The organism is Microvirga zambiensis WSM3693, from assembly GCF_016735695.1.
GTDB lineage: Bacteria > Pseudomonadota > Alphaproteobacteria > Rhizobiales > Beijerinckiaceae > Microvirga > Microvirga zambiensis.
The window spans coordinates 15695-32219 of sequence record NZ_JAERQD010000023.1 but is presented as its reverse complement, the minus strand read 5'-3'; the positions used below and the strand labels follow the sequence as shown (position 1 = coordinate 32219).

14 protein-coding genes are annotated in these 16525 nt (G+C 59.5%); 2 read left to right on the top strand and 12 right to left on the bottom strand.

The features are described 5' to 3' along the window. Positions 1-119: 119 nt before the first annotated feature. Positions 120-1223, bottom strand: a complete 1104-nt coding sequence (locus JKL46_RS18060) for an AraC family transcriptional regulator (protein WP_201835474.1) — start codon at positions 1221-1223, stop codon at positions 120-122. 414 nt (positions 1224-1637) lie between these two features. Here JKL46_RS18060 and ppk2 point away from each other — a divergent pair, with 414 nt between their 5' ends. Beyond that, positions 1638-2477 (top strand): polyphosphate kinase 2, encoded by an 840-nt coding sequence (ppk2, locus tag JKL46_RS18055; RefSeq protein ID WP_201835472.1) that lies wholly within the window; start codon positions 1638-1640, stop codon positions 2475-2477. Between the two features lie 92 nt (positions 2478-2569). On the opposite strand, the gene JKL46_RS18050 is transcribed toward ppk2, so the two are convergent. From JKL46_RS18050 to JKL46_RS18025, 6 genes are all read right to left on the bottom strand, one after another. Then, entirely contained in the window at positions 2570-3445 is an 876-nt protein-coding gene (locus JKL46_RS18050; RefSeq protein WP_201835470.1) for an aspartate/glutamate racemase family protein, read from the bottom strand. A gap of 30 nt (positions 3446-3475) precedes the next feature. Further along, positions 3476-4240, bottom strand: a complete 765-nt coding sequence (locus tag JKL46_RS18045; RefSeq protein ID WP_201835468.1) for an SDR family NAD(P)-dependent oxidoreductase — start codon at positions 4238-4240, stop codon at positions 3476-3478. 58 nt (positions 4241-4298) lie between these two features. Next, a complete protein-coding gene (locus tag JKL46_RS18040; protein WP_201835466.1) occupies positions 4299-4838 on the bottom strand; it encodes a flavin reductase family protein in 540 nt (179 codons plus the stop codon). A 399-nt stretch (positions 4839-5237) separates the two neighbouring features. Further along, a complete protein-coding gene (locus JKL46_RS18035; RefSeq protein WP_201835464.1) occupies positions 5238-6773 on the bottom strand; it encodes an acetolactate synthase large subunit in 1536 nt (511 codons plus the stop codon). A gap of 129 nt (positions 6774-6902) precedes the next feature. Then, on the bottom strand, positions 6903-8036 hold the full coding sequence (locus tag JKL46_RS18030) for an LLM class flavin-dependent oxidoreductase (RefSeq protein WP_201835462.1): 1134 nt from the start codon (positions 8034-8036) through the stop codon (positions 6903-6905). A gap of 16 nt (positions 8037-8052) precedes the next feature. Further along, positions 8053-8820, bottom strand: a complete 768-nt coding sequence (locus tag JKL46_RS18025; protein ID WP_201835460.1) for an alpha/beta fold hydrolase — start codon at positions 8818-8820, stop codon at positions 8053-8055. Positions 8821-8931: 111 nt separating this feature from the next. Here JKL46_RS18025 and JKL46_RS18020 point away from each other — a divergent pair, with 111 nt between their 5' ends. Next, positions 8932-9861, top strand: coding sequence for a LysR family transcriptional regulator (locus JKL46_RS18020; RefSeq protein ID WP_201835458.1), 930 nt, complete (start codon positions 8932-8934; stop codon positions 9859-9861). A 117-nt stretch (positions 9862-9978) separates the two neighbouring features. On the opposite strand, the gene JKL46_RS18015 is transcribed toward JKL46_RS18020, so the two are convergent. The 5 genes from JKL46_RS18015 to JKL46_RS17995 all read right to left on the bottom strand — a co-directional run bounded on the left by JKL46_RS18015 (position 9979) and on the right by JKL46_RS17995 (position 16517). Then, positions 9979-11136 (bottom strand): M24 family metallopeptidase, encoded by a 1158-nt coding sequence (locus JKL46_RS18015; RefSeq protein WP_201835456.1) that lies wholly within the window; start codon positions 11134-11136, stop codon positions 9979-9981. A gap of 10 nt (positions 11137-11146) precedes the next feature. Next, entirely contained in the window at positions 11147-12688 is a 1542-nt protein-coding gene (locus JKL46_RS18010; protein ID WP_201835454.1) for a tripartite tricarboxylate transporter permease, read from the bottom strand. A gap of 14 nt (positions 12689-12702) precedes the next feature. Further along, the gene (locus JKL46_RS18005; RefSeq protein WP_201835444.1) at positions 12703-13158 is read right to left on the bottom strand and encodes a tripartite tricarboxylate transporter TctB family protein; all 456 of its coding nucleotides are present in this window, start codon (positions 13156-13158) and stop codon (positions 12703-12705) included. A gap of 136 nt (positions 13159-13294) precedes the next feature. After that, positions 13295-14311: a Bug family tripartite tricarboxylate transporter substrate binding protein gene (locus tag JKL46_RS18000; protein ID WP_201835442.1), complete on the bottom strand. Its 1017-nt coding sequence runs from the start codon at positions 14309-14311 to the stop codon at positions 13295-13297. A gap of 520 nt (positions 14312-14831) precedes the next feature. After that, a complete protein-coding gene (locus JKL46_RS17995) occupies positions 14832-16517 on the bottom strand; it encodes a thiamine pyrophosphate-dependent enzyme (protein WP_201835440.1) in 1686 nt (561 codons plus the stop codon). Positions 16518-16525: the final 8 nt, after the last annotated feature.

Here is a 16525-nt window from a genome sequence, read left to right as displayed (position 1 = left end):
AAGATGGTGGATCGACTTTCGGCAAAAATGTTACGCCGCCTGGACGATCACTCTAGGCCAGCCCTGGCAGTCTGCTTGATCGGAGGGGACACTTGCTTGACAGTTTGAGCCGGGCAGGATCACTCCCCATGGCTTTCCGTTCGCCAGGCCGTCGGGGTTTGGCCCGACCAGCGCCGGAAGGCACGGGTAAAGGCGCTTGCCTCCGAGTAGCCCAACGCCGCCGCGATCTGGCCGAGCGGCACCTCGGTATCTTCGAGCAATTGCCGCGCGATCTCGAAACGGATCTCGTTCGAGATCGATCGATAGCCCATCCCATCACTTTTCAGACGCCGGCTGAGGGTCCGGCGGTGCATCGCCAGCAGGGCGGCGATTTCGTCCGCCGAACAGCGATGGTTCGTCAAACGTGTACGCAGAAGCCGCCGGATATCGTCTGAAAACTCGGAATGCTGATCGCCCTTCGCCCGCCTGATCTGCTCTTCCAGCATGGTTCGCAGCAAGGGATCGGCCCCGACGATACGTCGATTCAGGTCACCTGCCGAAAGCACAATCGCTGCGACTTCCTGGTTAAACCTGATAGGTGCCCGGAAATGCTGCCGGTAAGGTCCTTGATCCGCCGGCGCAGACCGAGGCAGCAGGATTTCGAGCGGATTCCATCCGCCTCCCAGAAGGGTGCGCAAAGAATTGACCGAGACCGCCATTGCGCCATCCGAGATCTGGTTAGCGCTTTCGACCTCGGGCTGATAGACCGCATAGCTGAACAGGGCGATGTCGCCGTTGACTGCAAATGCCGGGACAGCGCCGCGGTTTTGAATGCTCAGGTTCGATACCAGAGCGTGAATGGCATCGCCGACGGTCTCGGAATGCAGCATCAGGCGCCCGACCATTCCAAGCGAGAGGATACTGGCGCGCTGACCGACGAGAAGTCCGAAATGGGGGCATTTGGTGCGGGACACGCAGAGATATAGCAGCCGACCCAACGCTGCATGCTGGATCACATTCGCCCCGTCGTCGAAGAGGCACGGATCGAGCCCGGCTTCTCGTATGAGCGGATCGGGTTCGATGCCGAAATCGCGTAACGTTGGCACGATTTCCTTGGCTACGCCGAGGTGGATATAGCCAGGGGGAAGCGTCCGTCCAGGTTTGGGAATTCCTATCGGCGCAGCTGAGGACCCGATATCTTGCCTGCCGCCGAAGGGCGGCACCACGATATGATTGGTTTTCATGGCCGCCTCGCAGGCATTCAAGGTCGATCGCGAAACTGCACACTTGGCACCGTTCTCGGCAATGGCTTTAGACCAGCTCTAAACTAACATAGGTTTATCCCGAATTGCGGCAATTCGACGAAAATTGCCGGCATGTTCCCGCTTCACCGTCCCATTGGGTCAATTGGCTGTCCCAAAAGATCAAGTGGCTTGGGTGAATTCGCGCGACGATTGATCGTTGTCTGACAGTCGGATTGCCCGATGCGGGTCCTTGATGAAGCTCTCAGAAACGAAGCAGCCGGGTCCCGACTACTTGTCTATCCGACGACGCCGGCCGAATCCGCATCGTGACGGCCGCCGAAAATGGGACGACCCTGCCGGACGAAATGGAGGGCGTCCGGGCTTGCGACATCCGCCAAGGTGAGGGAGCGTGAGATGAGCCGACAAGATGTGCTGACGAAACAAAAAGACAAAGCCGATGCATCAAACCACTCTCACACACCGATGAAGCGAAAGGAGTTCGAGAAGAAGCTGGAAAAGCTGCAGGTCGAGCTCGTGCGCCTTCAAACCTGGGCGAAGGCCACAGGCGCAAGGATCGTAGTGGTGTTCGAGGGGCGCGACACGGCCGGCAAGGGCGGAGTGATCAGCCGCATCACCCAGCGTGTGAGCCCGAGGGTGTTTCGGCATGTGGCCCTCCCGGCGCCGACGGAGCGCGAGAAGAGCCAGCTCTACATCCAGCGTTACCTCGCCCATTTCCCGGCTGCAGGCGAGATCGTCTTGTTCGACCGCTCCTGGTACAACCGGGCCGGGGTCGAGCGGGTGATGGGGTTTTGCACGGAGGACGAGTATGAGCGCTTCATGCGCCTTGTCCCATCGGTTGAAAAAGAGATCGTGGCGAACGGCATCATCCTGCTCAAGTATTTTCTCGACGTGAGCCAGGACGAGCAACGCAAAAGATTCGCCGACCGGATCGACAATCCGATCAAGCATTGGAAGCTCAGCCCCATGGACACCGAGTCGGTACGCCGCTGGTGGGACTACACCCTCGCCTATCAGGACATGCTGCGCGGCACCGACATCCCTGAAGCACCGTGGTTTATCGTGCCTTCAGACGACAAGCGCCGGGCACGGCTCAATCTCATCTCTCATATGCTGGACCAGATCCCATACGAAAAGGTCAAAGTCGATCTGCCGAAGGTGCCCAAAGCCGACCCGCGCCCCAAAGGCGCCGAGGCCGGGTTACCTGCGAAGCATGTGGTTCCGGCCATTTATTGAAGCCCGCACGGCTTCAGGCCGGCGGCAGTTGCCTGCTTTTAATTCGGCCGCCGAGCCGCAACTCGCGCTGAGGCATACTCAGTCGGCACCCGTCAGAAGACCTTCTTCTTTCGCCAGCGTTTGGGCCGATCCGAAGGGAACATCAATCCGCTGGCATCAACCCCAAGATCGACCATCATCTTGGCGAGCGTGATGGCTGTCTTGTATCCGTGAAGCACGGGAACCTCCCACCCCATCTCGTCGAGGCGCCTCTGAACGAACGGCTGCAGCCAGAAGGCTCCCGAGCAGCCGATCGTGATGACTTCGGCGCCATCCTCCTCGATTGCCGCCACGGCCGCCTCGACCGCCTCTTCCACGGCCTCGGATCGTTCCCCCCGCCGTGCCTTGTCGCGCTGAACATGCAAGGGTCGCTCGGTCTCGCAACCAGGGCGCTCATGCGGGAAGTTGATCATGCGGATGGAAGCGCATCGTTCGGTCATGCGATGCTGAACGACGAGATTGTAGTAATACATGTTGTGACTCTCGGCCACGTCCAGGATGCTGAACTTATTGCCCAGCATCGTCGCCACATGCATCTGCGAGAAAGCGCAGGAAGTCACCGGGATCCTGTACCGGCGGCCGATTTCGCGCGCTTCAAGAAAGCCGGGCTCCCCCCCACCCAACAGGACGATGGCATTGTATTTCCCGCTCTCGCAGGCCTCCTTCACGAGCGGAAGGCGGGCCACGCCGGAATGAGAGAATTCCTGACGGTTTTCGACAGCCCAGTTGCCGTAGGTCGTCGGAGCACCGGCGTGAAGATCCCAGTCGATGTCCTCCAACAGAGGCGCAAGCGATTGATAGTCCATCAGGGTCTGCTCCTTCGGACCTGTCAGCTTGCGATGCAGGTACGGAGAATCCTCGGGGAGGCGAAAGCCCTGTATCATGAGGAAGCGATACTTGCTGGCAGGTCTGGACTCTGACTGACTCATCTTTTTATTTTCCCTTTACCGCCGTTATCGTCACTGCACAGTGAGGCCGCCGTCAAGAACGAGAACTTGGCCGGTTATGAATTCCGCACGCGGGCTGGCCAGATAGGCAATCGCTTCAGCCATATCCTCGGGTTTACCGAACCGGCGCAGGGGAAATCGCGACAGCAGCTCTTCGCGGCGTGCCGGATCCGACAGGCCAGTGCGCGTTGGAGTTTCCGTGGACGCTGGCGCAATCGCGTTGACTCGGATCTTGTGAGGCGCCCACTCGATCGCCAGCATTCGCGTCATGTGGGCGACGCCCGCCTTTGAAATGCCGTAGGTAGAGCTTCCTGGAACGCCGAGAAGGCCATGAGTGGACGCGACGCTTACGATAGCGCCAGACTGCCCGTTCTCGATCCAATGGCGTCCGACGGCTTGGCTCATGAAGAAACTGCCGCCCAGATTGACGTCCATCACCTGCATCCAATCGGCCCGGGTCACATCGAGCGCGGCTTTGCGAAGTGGAACGCCAGCGTTGTTCACAAGCACATCGAGGCGCTCAAAGGAGCCGAGCGCTGTTGCAACAGCGGACTCGATGCTGTCCTGATTGCGGAGATCGAGCCTGATCGGCACCGCCCGCCGTCCGAGTTCGCGAACCTTCGCGGCCGTTTCAGCCAGCATTTCTACCGATAGATCGGCGAGCACGAGATCGCAGCCGTCGCGAGCCAGGGCAAGCGCTGCGGCCGCACCGATGCCATAGGCCGCTCCCGTGATGAATGCCGTACCGCTCTGATTTTGCGCACTTTCGTTTCTCATGGGCTTTTGTATCTATCCTCCCGGGATATCCGATGGCGACGGCGACCGTTGTACTTCATTAGGCTGAAGTTCCACACGCACGAAGTCTCAGTGCGTCCGACTCGAAGCTACCATACGCTCCGCTGTAGAACACAAGGGGCTCTCCATCTCGCTGCCAGCATTCCACCACATCTCCAATCACGATATCATGGTCTCCGCTGGGCAAAATATCGCTGACGCGGCAGACAAGGTAAGCCAACGCTCCCTCGACAAGCGGCAAGCCGGCGACGCTCGTCGTGCATGCGGTACAGTCGAAGCGCTTTGCATCGCGACCGACGAAGCTGCGCGCCACATCCTGTTGATCGCGGTCGAGAAGGTTCACGGCAAAGCGGCCACTCGACCTGATGGCGTTTCCGGTCGCACTGCCCTGGTTGAGGCAAACGAGGATTTGATGAGGATCGAGCGATACGGACGTCAGAGAATTGATCGTCATGCCGAAGCGCTGCCCTTCGTGAAGGCTGGTCAGCACCGCCACGCCAGTGGCGAACTTCGACATTGTCGTGCGGAATGAGTGACTGTTGATGAACCGGGGCTCACATACGATCTCCACCTGGGCCATTCGCTCTCTCCTGTGCGTAGGAGGAATCTAAGGGAACTCAATGCCCTCTAGAAGTGCAGAAATAAGCAATGGATTTGTGAATTCTGTTCCGAGATAGAGAAGGTAATTTGGCGCCTCGGGAGCAGCTTTGATCGCTACACCGCCGATAATGCGATATGGGAGTCGGCCGATAGTCAGTTCCGGACTAAGGAACGCTCCCGCTGGCCTGCCGGCTCAGGAGCACAGCATCGATCCAACGCTACACAAGCCCGCATGTCGGACAGGCGGGCTCGCTGAGACGGCTGACATGCGGCAGCGAGGGCTGAGATCGCTGCAGCGCAAGGCTTTAGTGTATTGGATTGCAGGGTGCGAGGCGGCCCGGCACGTGGCATGCCAGAGCGCCGAACGCCGAAATAATCGTCACAGCATGACTTCGATGAGCCGTGGACCGGGCTCGCGCAGGTCCCGCCTCATTGCCGCGACCAGTTCCTCGCAAGTCGTCACCCGGCTGGCCGGTACGCCCATGCCTTTGGCAAGGGCCACGAAATCGAGCGGAGGATTGTCGAGGCTCATCATCTCGGCGGCCTTCTTGCCGGGGGCACCGGCGCCAACGCCGGCGAATTCCACGCGCAATATCTGATAAGCGCGGTTCGAGAAGACCAACGTCGTGACGTTGAGGCCTTCACGTGCCTGCGTCCAAAGGGATTGCAGAGTGTACATGGCGCACCCGTCACCCGAGAGCGAAATGACCCTCCGGTCAGGACAGGCGACCGCGGCACCTGTTGCGACCGGTAGGCCGAAGCCGATCGACCCTCCCATGTTCTGAAGCCAGTCGTGCGGTGCGGCCCCGGCGGTGAGGGCAAATGACTCACGTCCGGTTGTCACCGACTCGTCGACCACGATCGCGTTCTCGGGGATCAGTGCCGACAGGATTTGGGCGATTGTCTGTTGGTTCAGAGCCCCGGATGGCAGCGGCGTGTCAGTGCGCTCTTGGTAACGTGCATGGGACGGGCGCGCTCCGAGCGCCTCGGCAAGGGCTTCGAGGACGGCGAGCCCGTCCGAACGCGGACCGCAGGCTTGATAGACTTCAGCGTCTGGAGATTTCAGCAGGCTAGGCTTGTCGGGATAAGCGAAGAAAGCAACCGGCTCCCTCGTCTCAACCGTTACGATATGCTTGAACCCCTTCAGCGCGGCCAGCGCCGGATCGACAAAGTATGGGATTCGAAACGCCGAAACGCGGCCGGCACCACGCTCAACCCGCGCGGTGAAAAACTGTGTCGCGAGCGTAGCCCCGGTTTTCCCGCAAATGCGGCCGGCGAGTTCCAGAGCTTTTCCTCGAGTGGCCTTTCCACCAATGATGAGCATGGCCTGATCGCCATTCATCAACGCACGCGCAGCTGCCTCCACGGCGGTGATGTCAACAGGAGGAGCCGAGGGCGTGATGGGAGAAGCGATGATACCTCCCTCCTCCCATGCCGTGTCGCCGGGCAGGATGAGCGAGGCGATGCGAGACAGGCGTGCCTCCGCGACCGCCTGCGCCGCATCCGCGCCGATGGTCGACGAACGCGGCGAGGTTTTCACCCAGTCGGATAAGGGCCGCGCCAGTCCTTCGATATCGGAAGCCAAAGGCGCATCGTAGGCAAGGTGCCAGCTGGCATGCTCTCCGATGATATTGACCATCCCCGACGCGGCTTTCCGCGCGTTGTGGATGTTAGACAGCCCGTTCGCCAGGCCAGGCCCTAGGTGGAGGAGAGTCGAAGCCGGCCTGTCGGCCATCCGCCAGTAACCGTCGGCAGCACCCGTCGCCACGCCCTCGTAGAGAACGAGGATCGACCGCATGCCGTCGACCTTGTCGAGCGCCGAGACGAAGTGCATCTCCGACGTACCAGGATTTGCAAAGCACGTATCGACGCCTGCCGCCACAAGCGTCCGAACTAGGCTCTCAGCACCGTTCATCGTTCTTTCCTGTCATTCCAAGCCGTCTGAAGATTGCGCAAGCGACATGGTGAGAAGGCGACGCGATGCGCCATCGCCGTCCACAGCGCTCGGGTATAGCACACTTTCGTTGGGGGCTGCCGCAGGAAATTAGGCTTGCGCAGCAACCTTCCGCCGAACTGAGTTGGATTGCGCAATGGCGGCGTTTACTCTCGGCATGACTTCGGTTGCCATGAGTTCCATTGACCGCTTCGCGAGCTTGGGATCGACCCAATCCATGCCGGCATAGACCAGCTCGCCACAATCACCCGTGACCTCGCGCATGGCGAGAATCTGGTCAACCACGCTATTGACCGAGCCGGACAGAACGAGGCTGTTCATCACATAGTCGAGCGTGATCTCGCTGTCCGGCTGATCGATACGATCCTTGAAGACAGCCAAGCGCCCGATGCGCGAGAACTTCGTCATGATCTGATTGTAGTAGAACCGATATGGGCTTCCTGGATCACCACCAGCGTAGCGCTTGGCAGTGGCATCGTCATCGGCGACGAAAATGGTGCGCGCAACACGCCAGTCGGCAGGGTCCGCCTGCAGCCCGACCGATGCCTTGCCTTCGGCATAGTTGGTCCAGTGTGTCCTGGCCCATTTCGCTTGCAGGAAGTTTGCGGAGATAGGGTGGAAGTCGCGCTGGCCCATGAGCACCACGCCCTTGGAATACGGCGCGACAACCGTGCCCACGACCTCGGGCCTCGGGCTCTGATAGGGTTTTCCAAGGTAACCCAGCCCGATCTCCAGTGCTGCGGTCGTCTCTGTCGTTACCTTGAAACGGTTGTCCGGAAGGTCGATCCTGTAAGGCGCCTCGCGACTCCAGATTTCCAGGATCACGTCGATCGCCTCCGCGAAAAGCTTGCCTCGGTCTTCATCGAGCCGGCCAAGCGCTTCGGCGTCCGAACGCAGGTTGCCGGGACTGATGCCGAAGATGAAGCGTCCTTTAGCCAACTGGTCGAACATCGCCGCATGTGATGCGATCAGCGTAGGATGCGTCTGGGACAGGTTCGTCGTTCCCGTGGCCAGCTTGATCGTCTTGGTCGCATGGATCAGCGTGGCCAGGAAAAGCATGCTGTTTGTGATATTTTCCACCCGGTCCGTCAGATGCTCACCAATGAACGCATCGTAAAATCCTAGCTTGTCACACAGGATGACGGCTTCACGGTCTTCGTCCAGTGTTTCGTGCCAGGGCCGGTGCATCGGGTGCATCGGCATGGCAAAATATCCGAGTCTCATCGCTTCCTCCTGATCCTTATGCCGATACTTCATGCTCGATGATCGCAACGAACCGCTCCGGGTCGTCGACCATCGGAAAATGACCGCAATTGTCGATGACGTGCACGCTCGGTGCCTTCAGAACGGCCTTGAACTGATCGAGTTTACCGACTGTCGGGCTTCTATCGCCAAAGACCAGAACCGCATTTGCCGGAATTTTTGCCAGGTCCGCCCCGATGTCGTATTCACGCAGCGCCCACATCACGCTGAGACAGGTCTTCGTCCCTGCCTTCGACCGGTCGATATTCCAGCGCGTCAGCAGTTCCGGCGTTACCGCGCGCAAGCGAGGCGCGACCCGCTCCAATGACTGGGTCACCGGCGCGTAATTCGCTTCCGTATTGGCCCAGTTCTTCTGCCATTCCTGCGCCGACCGATAAGGACATTCGACGATGAACAGCTGCTCGATCCGGGCGGAATGATGGGCGCCTAACGCCACGCAGATCGCCCCTCCGATCGAGGCTCCCAGCACATGGGCCTTGGCAATCCCGAGGGCGTCCATGAATTCGATTACGGCGCCTGCATAATCATGAACCCCGATATGATGGGCCAAGGGATCGGAATCGCCTTGACCTGGCATGTCCCAAGCGATCACGCGGAAGCTGCGCGCCAAATCCTCGATGACGTGCTCGTATTCGTAAGCCGAGCCTCCGTTGCTGTGCAGCAGGATCAGCGGCTCGCCGCTGCCCGCTGCAAGCGCATGAATACGCCCATATGTTGTCTGGACGAACAAATCCTCTGCTAACAACTGGTCCGCCTCCTCATTTTCCTGAATGACGATAGCCGATCCCCTTGCGCGCAAAAATCGCAGTAATTAGAATGGTACCTATGAAAATTGTTCTGAGATCGGACGCTTGCCATGAACAAATTCGCGGCCTTCCAGACCTTCGTCACCGTGTGTGAGCAGGGTAACTTCACTGCCGCTGCTCAGAAGCTCGGCACGTCTGCATCAACGGTTACGAAGATCATCGGTCGTCTCGAGGACGATCTCGGCACACGCCTCTTCAATCGCACAACGCGGCGTCTGGTCCTCACGGATCAGGGGCAGGAGTTGTTTGAGCGGGCACAGCGGATTCTGTCTGATCTCAGCGAAGCGGAAAGCCTGCTGCGCCAGGCAACGAGCTCGACACAGGGTACCGTCCGTGTTGTCGTTCCGAATCTCTTCGGGCGTCTGACACTGGTCCCGGCGCTACCGGAATTTTTCGAGCGCTATCCGCAGGTCAAGCTGCAGGTTCACTTCAGCGATCGTCCTGTCGATCTCATCGAGTCCGGTTTCGATGTGGGCGTTCATACGGGCGAGCTCGCGGATTCCGCCTCCATCCGCAGGCAGTTGACGCGCGGTCCGATGATCACGGCGGCGTCCCCCACCTATCTCGACCGATCTGGAACACCTGACACCCCGGAAGATCTCCTCGACCATAACTGCATCTATGGCCGCTTCGGGAACGATTGGACCTTCCGGTCCGCGCAGGGCGGCCGGCAACGCGTCCGCGTCAGCGGCAATCTAGCCGTCTACAACGGTGACGCGCTGCGTGAGGCAGCCGTAAAGGGGCTTGGCATCGTGCATTCGTCATGGTGGGCTCTGCACCGCGATTTGGAGCAAGGAACCCTCCTCCCCATCCTGCAGGGCTACGAGGTTGACGGCCCTCCGGTTTCGGCGATCTATCCTGCCGGTCGCCACCTGCCGGCGCGTGTGAGGGCCGTATTCGACTATCTCGTTGAGATCACCGCAGCCAAGCGGCACTATCAGAAGTCGGAACCGTCAACTCCCGATAAAGTCCCTTCCTAAGGCTGGTCAGGACCATATCCGGGTATCGAAGCGACGCGCGCTTGCATGGGTCGAGCAAGCGAAATGGCGGGGTTTCGACCCCGCCATTTCTGCCTAATGAAATTGCCCTGTCGGGATTTAGATGAGTTCCCTCGGCGTTTTGCTAAGCAGCTCGACACCGCGATCCGTGATCAGAAGATTATCCTCGAAGCGGATCGTGAACGTCTTCTGGCGCACGGATGGCTGGAAGGAAATAATCATTCCAGGCTCAAAGATCGTTTCGCGATGCGTCGGGTGCGGGAAGTCATGGAATGGACCGAGGCCGACACCGTGGATCGCAAACTGCTGACACGGGAATGCCGTCTTGGTGGCAGGATAGCCCATTTCGATCATCTGACCGCGAATGTAGTCGAAGACCTCCGCGAATGTCATGCCGGGCTTCGTGAAGGTGCAGAATTTCTCGTAGGTGGCGTAGAGATCGTTGGCGATCTTCTTGTGCTCGGCACTGGGTGTCCCCACAACCCACGTGCGCGCGATGTCGCAACCGTAACCTTTGTAGAGGCAGCCCAGATCGATAGTGACCGGCTCGTCCTTCTCGATCTTCTTCCAGTCTGCGGCAAAAGCTCTGTAATTGGCAGTTTTCACCCCCGACTGGCACATCGTCTCGACTTCACGGAACGCGCCAAGCCGCTTCATCTCGATTTCCATGGCGAGCTGCACTTCCATCTCGGTGACGCCGGGCTTCGCAACGTCTTTCGCAACCTGGATTGCAGATTCCGAAATCGCGATGGCCTGCTTGATCAGCTCGATCTCTTCCGGCTCCTTGACGGCCCGCGCCTTATACAGGAGATCGCCGGCAAACTTCAGTTCGGCATTGGGAAGCGCCTTTGCCAGATTATATTGGGTACTCGCGGTGCAGCATTTCTCTTCGATACCGATCTTCCCTGCATCCAGTCCCCTTTCCTTGAGAACTTTTGCGATGCCCTCATAGGCGCTCGGTGCAAAGCCTTGATCGATGGCCCGAACGTCTTTGATCCACGTGCCCTCTCTAACGGCGTTCAGCGTGATAAATGCGCACAGGAAAACCGGATCGTGATCCTTGAAGATCATCAGCGGTGATTCCGTGATGTGCGTGTGCGAAACGGGATACCAGGGCAAATGCTGGTAGTGTCCGGACAGGTAGTATTGATTTGTCCAGTTGTGGACGATGAGACAGTCCAGATCGTTCGCAGCCATGACCTTCTTGATCTTGGCCAGGCGTCCTTCGAAGTTGAATGTGGTACCGAAGATATTCATGCTTCTCCCCTTAAAGATTATTGGCTTTCACGGCGGGCGAATTGTTCTGCTGCCTCAGCTTTTTTAGATCCCCGCGGCGGTTCCACAGCCAGCTCACGATCGGGAACAGCAGGATCAGGACAATGAGGGCCATGAGGGTTCCCGAGATCGGCCGCGAGAAGAAGATTCTCAGATCACCCATGCCCAGAACCATCGACTGCTGGAAGGAGGCCTCGAGGTTCGGCACAAGCACCATCGACAGGACAATTGGTGAAATCGGGAAACCGAATTTTCTGAGCCCGTAGCCGACGACGCCGAAGAGAGCCATCGTCGTGATATCATACGCCGACAGATTGACGCTGTAGGCTCCCATCACGCAGACCGTGATGATCACCAGCACGAGATACTTGTACGGGACGGTCAGCATCTTCGCCCACATGCCGACAAGCGGCAGGTTGAGCAGAAGGAGCATCAGATTTCCTGTCACCATCGACGCAATCACACCCCAGAACATCTCAGGATGCTCCGTCATCAACAGCGGGCCCGGTCGGATGCCATGGATCATCATAGCCATGAAGATCAGGGCATGGGCCGTGTGGGTCGGAATGCCGAGGGTCAGCAGCGGGACGAAGGCAGTTGTCGCCGATGCATTGTTTGCCGTCTCCGGGGCAGCAACACCTTCGATTGCGCCATTCCCGAACCGCTCGGGCGTCTTCGAAAGGCGCTTCTCAATCGTATAGGACCCGAAGGTCGCCATGACGGTTCCACCGCCTGGAAGAACCCCGAGCAGCGAGCCCAACGCGCCACCACGGAGAATCGGCGCCCACGAGGCCTTCCAGTCTGCCCGCGTAGGCCATAGGCCTTTCAAATCCGTCTTGAAAACCTCACGTGTCTCCTGCTTCTCCATGTTCAGCATCACTTCGGAAATGCCATAGAGACCCATAGCCACCGGCACGAAGTTGAGGCCCGACAGGAGATAGTCACTGCCGAAGGTGAAACGATCCAAGCCGTAGGTGACATCCCGACCAACCATGCCGAGCAGGCACCCGATGCTCATGGCCATGAGACCCTTGAGAACCGATTCCGATGAGAGATAGACCACCATGAAGAGACCGAGCAGAAGCATGGCCGTGTATTCGGGCGGACCGAAGCTTAGAGCCAAATCGGACAGCGCGGGCGCGATCAGGATCAATATCAGGACACTGATGAGACCGCCGATGAACGAGCCGATGGCGCACATCCCAAGAGCGGCTCCCGCGCGACCCTTTCGAGCCATCTGATAGCCGTCGATACAGGTGACGACCGACGAGTTCTCTCCGGGAATGTTGAGAAGAATGGATGTGGTCGAACCGCCGAACATCGCACCGTAGTAGATGCCGGCCAGCATGATGATGGCGCCGACAGGGTCCAACTTGTACGTGAGCGGCAGCAGCAAAGCGATGGTTGCGGAAGGCCCAAGTCCGGGCAACACACCAACCGCCGTGCCGAGAACCGCCCCGATGAATCCGAGCAGTAGATTTGTCGGTATCAGCGCGACGCTGAATCCCTCAATGAGATTTGAGAAGAGGTCCATGATGACTCCGGCGACTAGAGCAGGCCACGCAAAAGGCCGTCAGGAAGATTCACTTCAAGCAGGCGGTCGAACAGAACATAGCTGAAAACCGAAACCGCGATCGCGATGACCAGTGGCCTGAGCCACCCCTGTGGTTCGAAGATGCGGATGATCAGCAGCGACAAGCCTGTTGTCGCGATGATGTATCCAAGAAAGTCGAGAGTGATGCTGTACACGATCAGGCCGACCACAATGCTGGCCGGCTGCTTCCATTGCTCCCCAAGCACCGCCTTGGAATTCCCCGCGGTCCGGAATGCCGTAGCGAATTGCGCAAGTGAAACGAACAGGAGGAAAAGGCTCACGATGAGCGGGATAAAGCCCGGCATAGGCTCCAGCGGCGTTCCGAGCGGCAGCTGCAAGGAAGCGGCGATGCAGCCGAACGCGAAGAGTACGAAGAAGGCGCTCATGACGAGTTCGGAGGATTTGGCCATTCTTGCAGTCCTCACCCATGTTGTTGTTGCTTGGAGCGGAGACTCGACACGGAGGCCTTCCTGGAAGGATCTGTTGTCGGGCCTCCGCCATGGCTTACCGGCGTGAGACGAGTGCCTCTGCCTCGATTGCAGGCTGCTAATTTGCCGGCTTCGCCTCGTCGACGATGCCCTTGATGCTGTAGGCACCCTTCATGTCCGCGTAGAAATCATAGGTCTCACGCCAGACCTTGCGATACTCGTCGGGACCGAGGAAGGTGACATGCTCGCCCGCCTGCTTGTAGGCTTCCTTGACGGCGGGATCGTCGAGCATCTTGCGAATGGCCTCCGCAAGCTTGTCGATTACGGGACGGGGCGTTCCCTTGGGTGCTGCGTATCCGTTCCAGATCTCAAGCGCGATGTCGAAACCCTCTTCCCGCGCAGTCGGCACATCCGGATATTCCGGATGGCGCTTCTCGCCATAATACACGAGAGGTTTGATCTTCCCCGCGCGGGCCTGTTCCGACACCGAAAGTGGAGATCCGCCAAACACGTCGACATGCCCACCGAGACCCGCGAGCATCATCTGCGATCCGCCACCGAACTTGACCAGTCGAACCGAGGCTCCCTGCGTCTTGGTCATCCATCTCCAGAACGTTTCGCTCGTCGTGTAGGGACCGCCGATACCGACGGTGACCTTTCCGGGATTGGCTTTGACGTAAGTGACGAGATCCTTCAGCGTCTTGTAAGGCGAGTCTGCGCGAACCGTCAGAAACGTCGATTCCTCGCTGAGCATGACAACGGGCTCCAGCTGGTCCGGCCCGTAGGAGCGCCCCTCGATTGCGGGCAGCGCGGCATTCCAGCCGACACCTGTGGCAAGCAGAGTGTAGCCATCCGGCGCGCTCTTGGCGGCATGTTCCGTCCCAATGATGCCCTGACCACCCGGCTTCATCTCAACAACGAGTGGCTGCCCGAGATACTTTTGTGCGACGGCTGAGAGCGGCCTCGTGACCAGGTCGGAATGACCGCCGGGACCGAAGGGAATGATGACGGTGATGGGTTTCGCCGGGAAGTCCTGGGCTTGCGCCCTCTGGACACTGCAAAGGGCGAGGGGCACGGCCAGGGTGAAGAATATGCGAGCCTTATTCTGCCGATACCATGTTACTGCTTTGTCCATAGGCGTTTCCTCCGCGTGAGACGGTAGCTTCATGTGCTGAGATTTCGGGCCAAGCGATGCCAATCTGTGCGGCGAGGGCCGGCCAGAGCCAAAAGCTTCGTTTGGGTCATCAACATCGCGACCTCTCGAAATCTTTTGCAGATCCCTGCGTCGGGATAATCGGGCATGACAGCCCAGGTCATCCCTGAACCGGGTCGAGGTTCTAGCGCCCCGATCAAGGTTCATTAACAGTGATAGTAATAGAGCCGGTTACGGACGGAAGGACATAAATTAGAAGCACATATGTGAAGAAAAATACGAGATGCCTTGGCGGATCGTGTCCACGCCACCCCCTACGCGAAACCCTCGCCGAGGCTGCAACCGACGTCGGCGCAAGGCTTCGCAAAGAGTCGGAAAACGCCGCGCCATAGGTCCATCTGCGCGGTAGCGTCCTACCGGTATCACGAGTCGCGTCGAGTGTATGGCGAACAGAGTGAATGTCGCGGTTGATCCAACCCGTCGCCACGGAGGAAAATCGAAACTAGTGTGACTTCTTGGCAAGCGCTGCCTCGCGCAGGCCGGTGAGAGTCGCCTGGGGTGTAATGACCTCCGGATCCATGCGCAGCTCGATGACGGAAGGACCGTTGAAGCGCTGCGCACGCGTGAAGGCAGCGGCGAAGTAGGCCGTCCTCTCCACGGTTTCCCCGTGTGCTCCGAAAGAGCGGGCGTAAGCGGCAAAGTCAGGATTGACCAGATCGGTGCTGATGACGCGGCCGGGATAGTGGTTTTCCTGATGCATGCGAATGGTGCCGTACATCCCGTTATTCACGATGATGACGGTGAACTTGGCTTTCTGCGCCATTGCCGTCGCGAGTTCCTGCCCCGTCATCATGAAGTCGCCGTCGCCGGCGACGCAGAGCACAGGCGTCTGAGGACGGGTGATCGCGGCTGCCACGGCTGCGGGCAGGCCGTAGCCCATCGAGCCGCTGGTGGGGGCGAGTTCCGTACCGAGCCGCCGGTATTGGTGAAAGCGGTGAACCCAGACGGAAAAGTTGCCGGCGCCGTTCGTATAGATGGTTTCCGGCGGCATGTTTTCCTCAAGCCATGCCATGATGTCGCCCATGTGGATCGTGCCGGGCGCAGGCGGGCATTTCTGCCAGGAAAGGTATTCGCTGTGAGCGATCGACGGGGTCTCGGCCCAGACAGGGTCTTCGATCGGCGCCAGGTCTCGCAGCGAGCGTGCAAATTCCCGAGGCGTGGCATTGATCGCCAATGTCGGCTGATAGACCCTTCCAAGCTCCTCGGGATCGGGGTGGACATGAACCAGCCGCTGGCGCGGCTTCGGAATGTCGAAGAGGGTATATCCGACGGTCGTCATTTCCGTGAGACGAGCCCCGACCACGATCAGCAGATCCGCCTGGCGGAGTTGCTCGCGCAGCTTGGGGTTTGATCCGATGCCGAGGTCTCCCGCATAGCAGGCATGGGCGTTGTCGAAGCGGTCCGCACGCCGGAAACTGGTGCAGACGGGGAGCCTGTTGGCCGCCGCGAAGGCTTCGAACGTGGCAACTGCCTCTTCATCCCATGGAGAGCCACCAAGAATGGCGAAGGGCCGCTCTGCCTCGGTGAGCAGATTCCGCAGAGCCTGGATCTCACCGACGCCCGGCCAGCTCTTGAGCGGCTTATAAGCCAGCGCATCGGCGACAGCGGCGGTCTCAGTCAGCATGTCTTCAGGCAAGGCGATGACGACCGGGCCGGGACGGCCGCTGGTGGCCACCGCAAAAGCACGAGCAATGAGTTCGGGCAGGCGAGCGGAATCGTTGACCTCGGTGACCCACTTCGCCACCTGTCCCAGCATGCGTCTGTAATCGATCTCCTGGAAGGCTTCCCGCTCGATCTGGCCCCGCGCCACCTGTCCGACGAAAAGGATCATCGGCGTTGCATCCTGCATCGCGACGTGAAGGCCTGCGCTGGCATTGGTGGCGCCCGGCCCGCGCGTCACCATGCAGATGCCGGGCTTGTTGGTGAGTTTACCATAGGCGTCCGCCATCATGGCCGCGCCGCCTTCATGCCGGCACGAGACGACGCGGAGGGTCGAGGCATCGTGCAGCGCGTCGAGCACAGCCAAATAGCTCTCGCCCGGCACGCAAAAGACCGTATCCACGCCGTGGATACGCAACTGATCCACCAGGATCTGGCCTCCGGTACGAGTCTTGGCACGATCTTGCACGACGATGC

Bases quoted from the DNA above. Each gene is read 5' to 3' on its own strand.
- JKL46_RS18045 (WP_201835468.1), bottom strand. From the start codon at position 4,240: ATGAGAAACGAAAGTGCGCAAAATCAGAGCGGTACGGCATTCATCACG.
- JKL46_RS18030 (WP_201835462.1), bottom strand. From the start codon at position 8,036: ATGAGACTCGGATATTTTGCCATGCCGATGCACCCGATGCACCGGCCC.
- JKL46_RS18050 (WP_201835470.1), bottom strand. From the start codon at position 3,445: ATGAGTCAGTCAGAGTCCAGACCTGCCAGCAAGTATCGCTTCCTCATG.
- JKL46_RS18040 (WP_201835466.1), bottom strand. From the start codon at position 4,838: ATGGCCCAGGTGGAGATCGTATGTGAGCCCCGGTTCATCAACAGTCAC.
- JKL46_RS18060 (WP_201835474.1), bottom strand. From the start codon at position 1,223: ATGAAAACCAATCATATCGTGGTGCCGCCCTTCGGCGGCAGGCAAGAT.
- JKL46_RS18015 (WP_201835456.1), bottom strand. From the start codon at position 11,136: ATGAATATCTTCGGTACCACATTCAACTTCGAAGGACGCCTGGCCAAG.
- JKL46_RS18010 (WP_201835454.1), bottom strand. From the start codon at position 12,688: ATGGACCTCTTCTCAAATCTCATTGAGGGATTCAGCGTCGCGCTGATA.
- JKL46_RS18000 (WP_201835442.1), bottom strand. From the start codon at position 14,311: ATGGACAAAGCAGTAACATGGTATCGGCAGAATAAGGCTCGCATATTC.
- JKL46_RS18005 (WP_201835444.1), bottom strand. From the start codon at position 13,158: ATGGCCAAATCCTCCGAACTCGTCATGAGCGCCTTCTTCGTACTCTTC.
- JKL46_RS18020 (WP_201835458.1), top strand. From the start codon at position 8,932: ATGAACAAATTCGCGGCCTTCCAGACCTTCGTCACCGTGTGTGAGCAG.
- JKL46_RS18035 (WP_201835464.1), bottom strand. From the start codon at position 6,773: ATGAACGGTGCTGAGAGCCTAGTTCGGACGCTTGTGGCGGCAGGCGTC.
- ppk2 (WP_201835472.1), top strand. From the start codon at position 1,638: ATGAGCCGACAAGATGTGCTGACGAAACAAAAAGACAAAGCCGATGCA.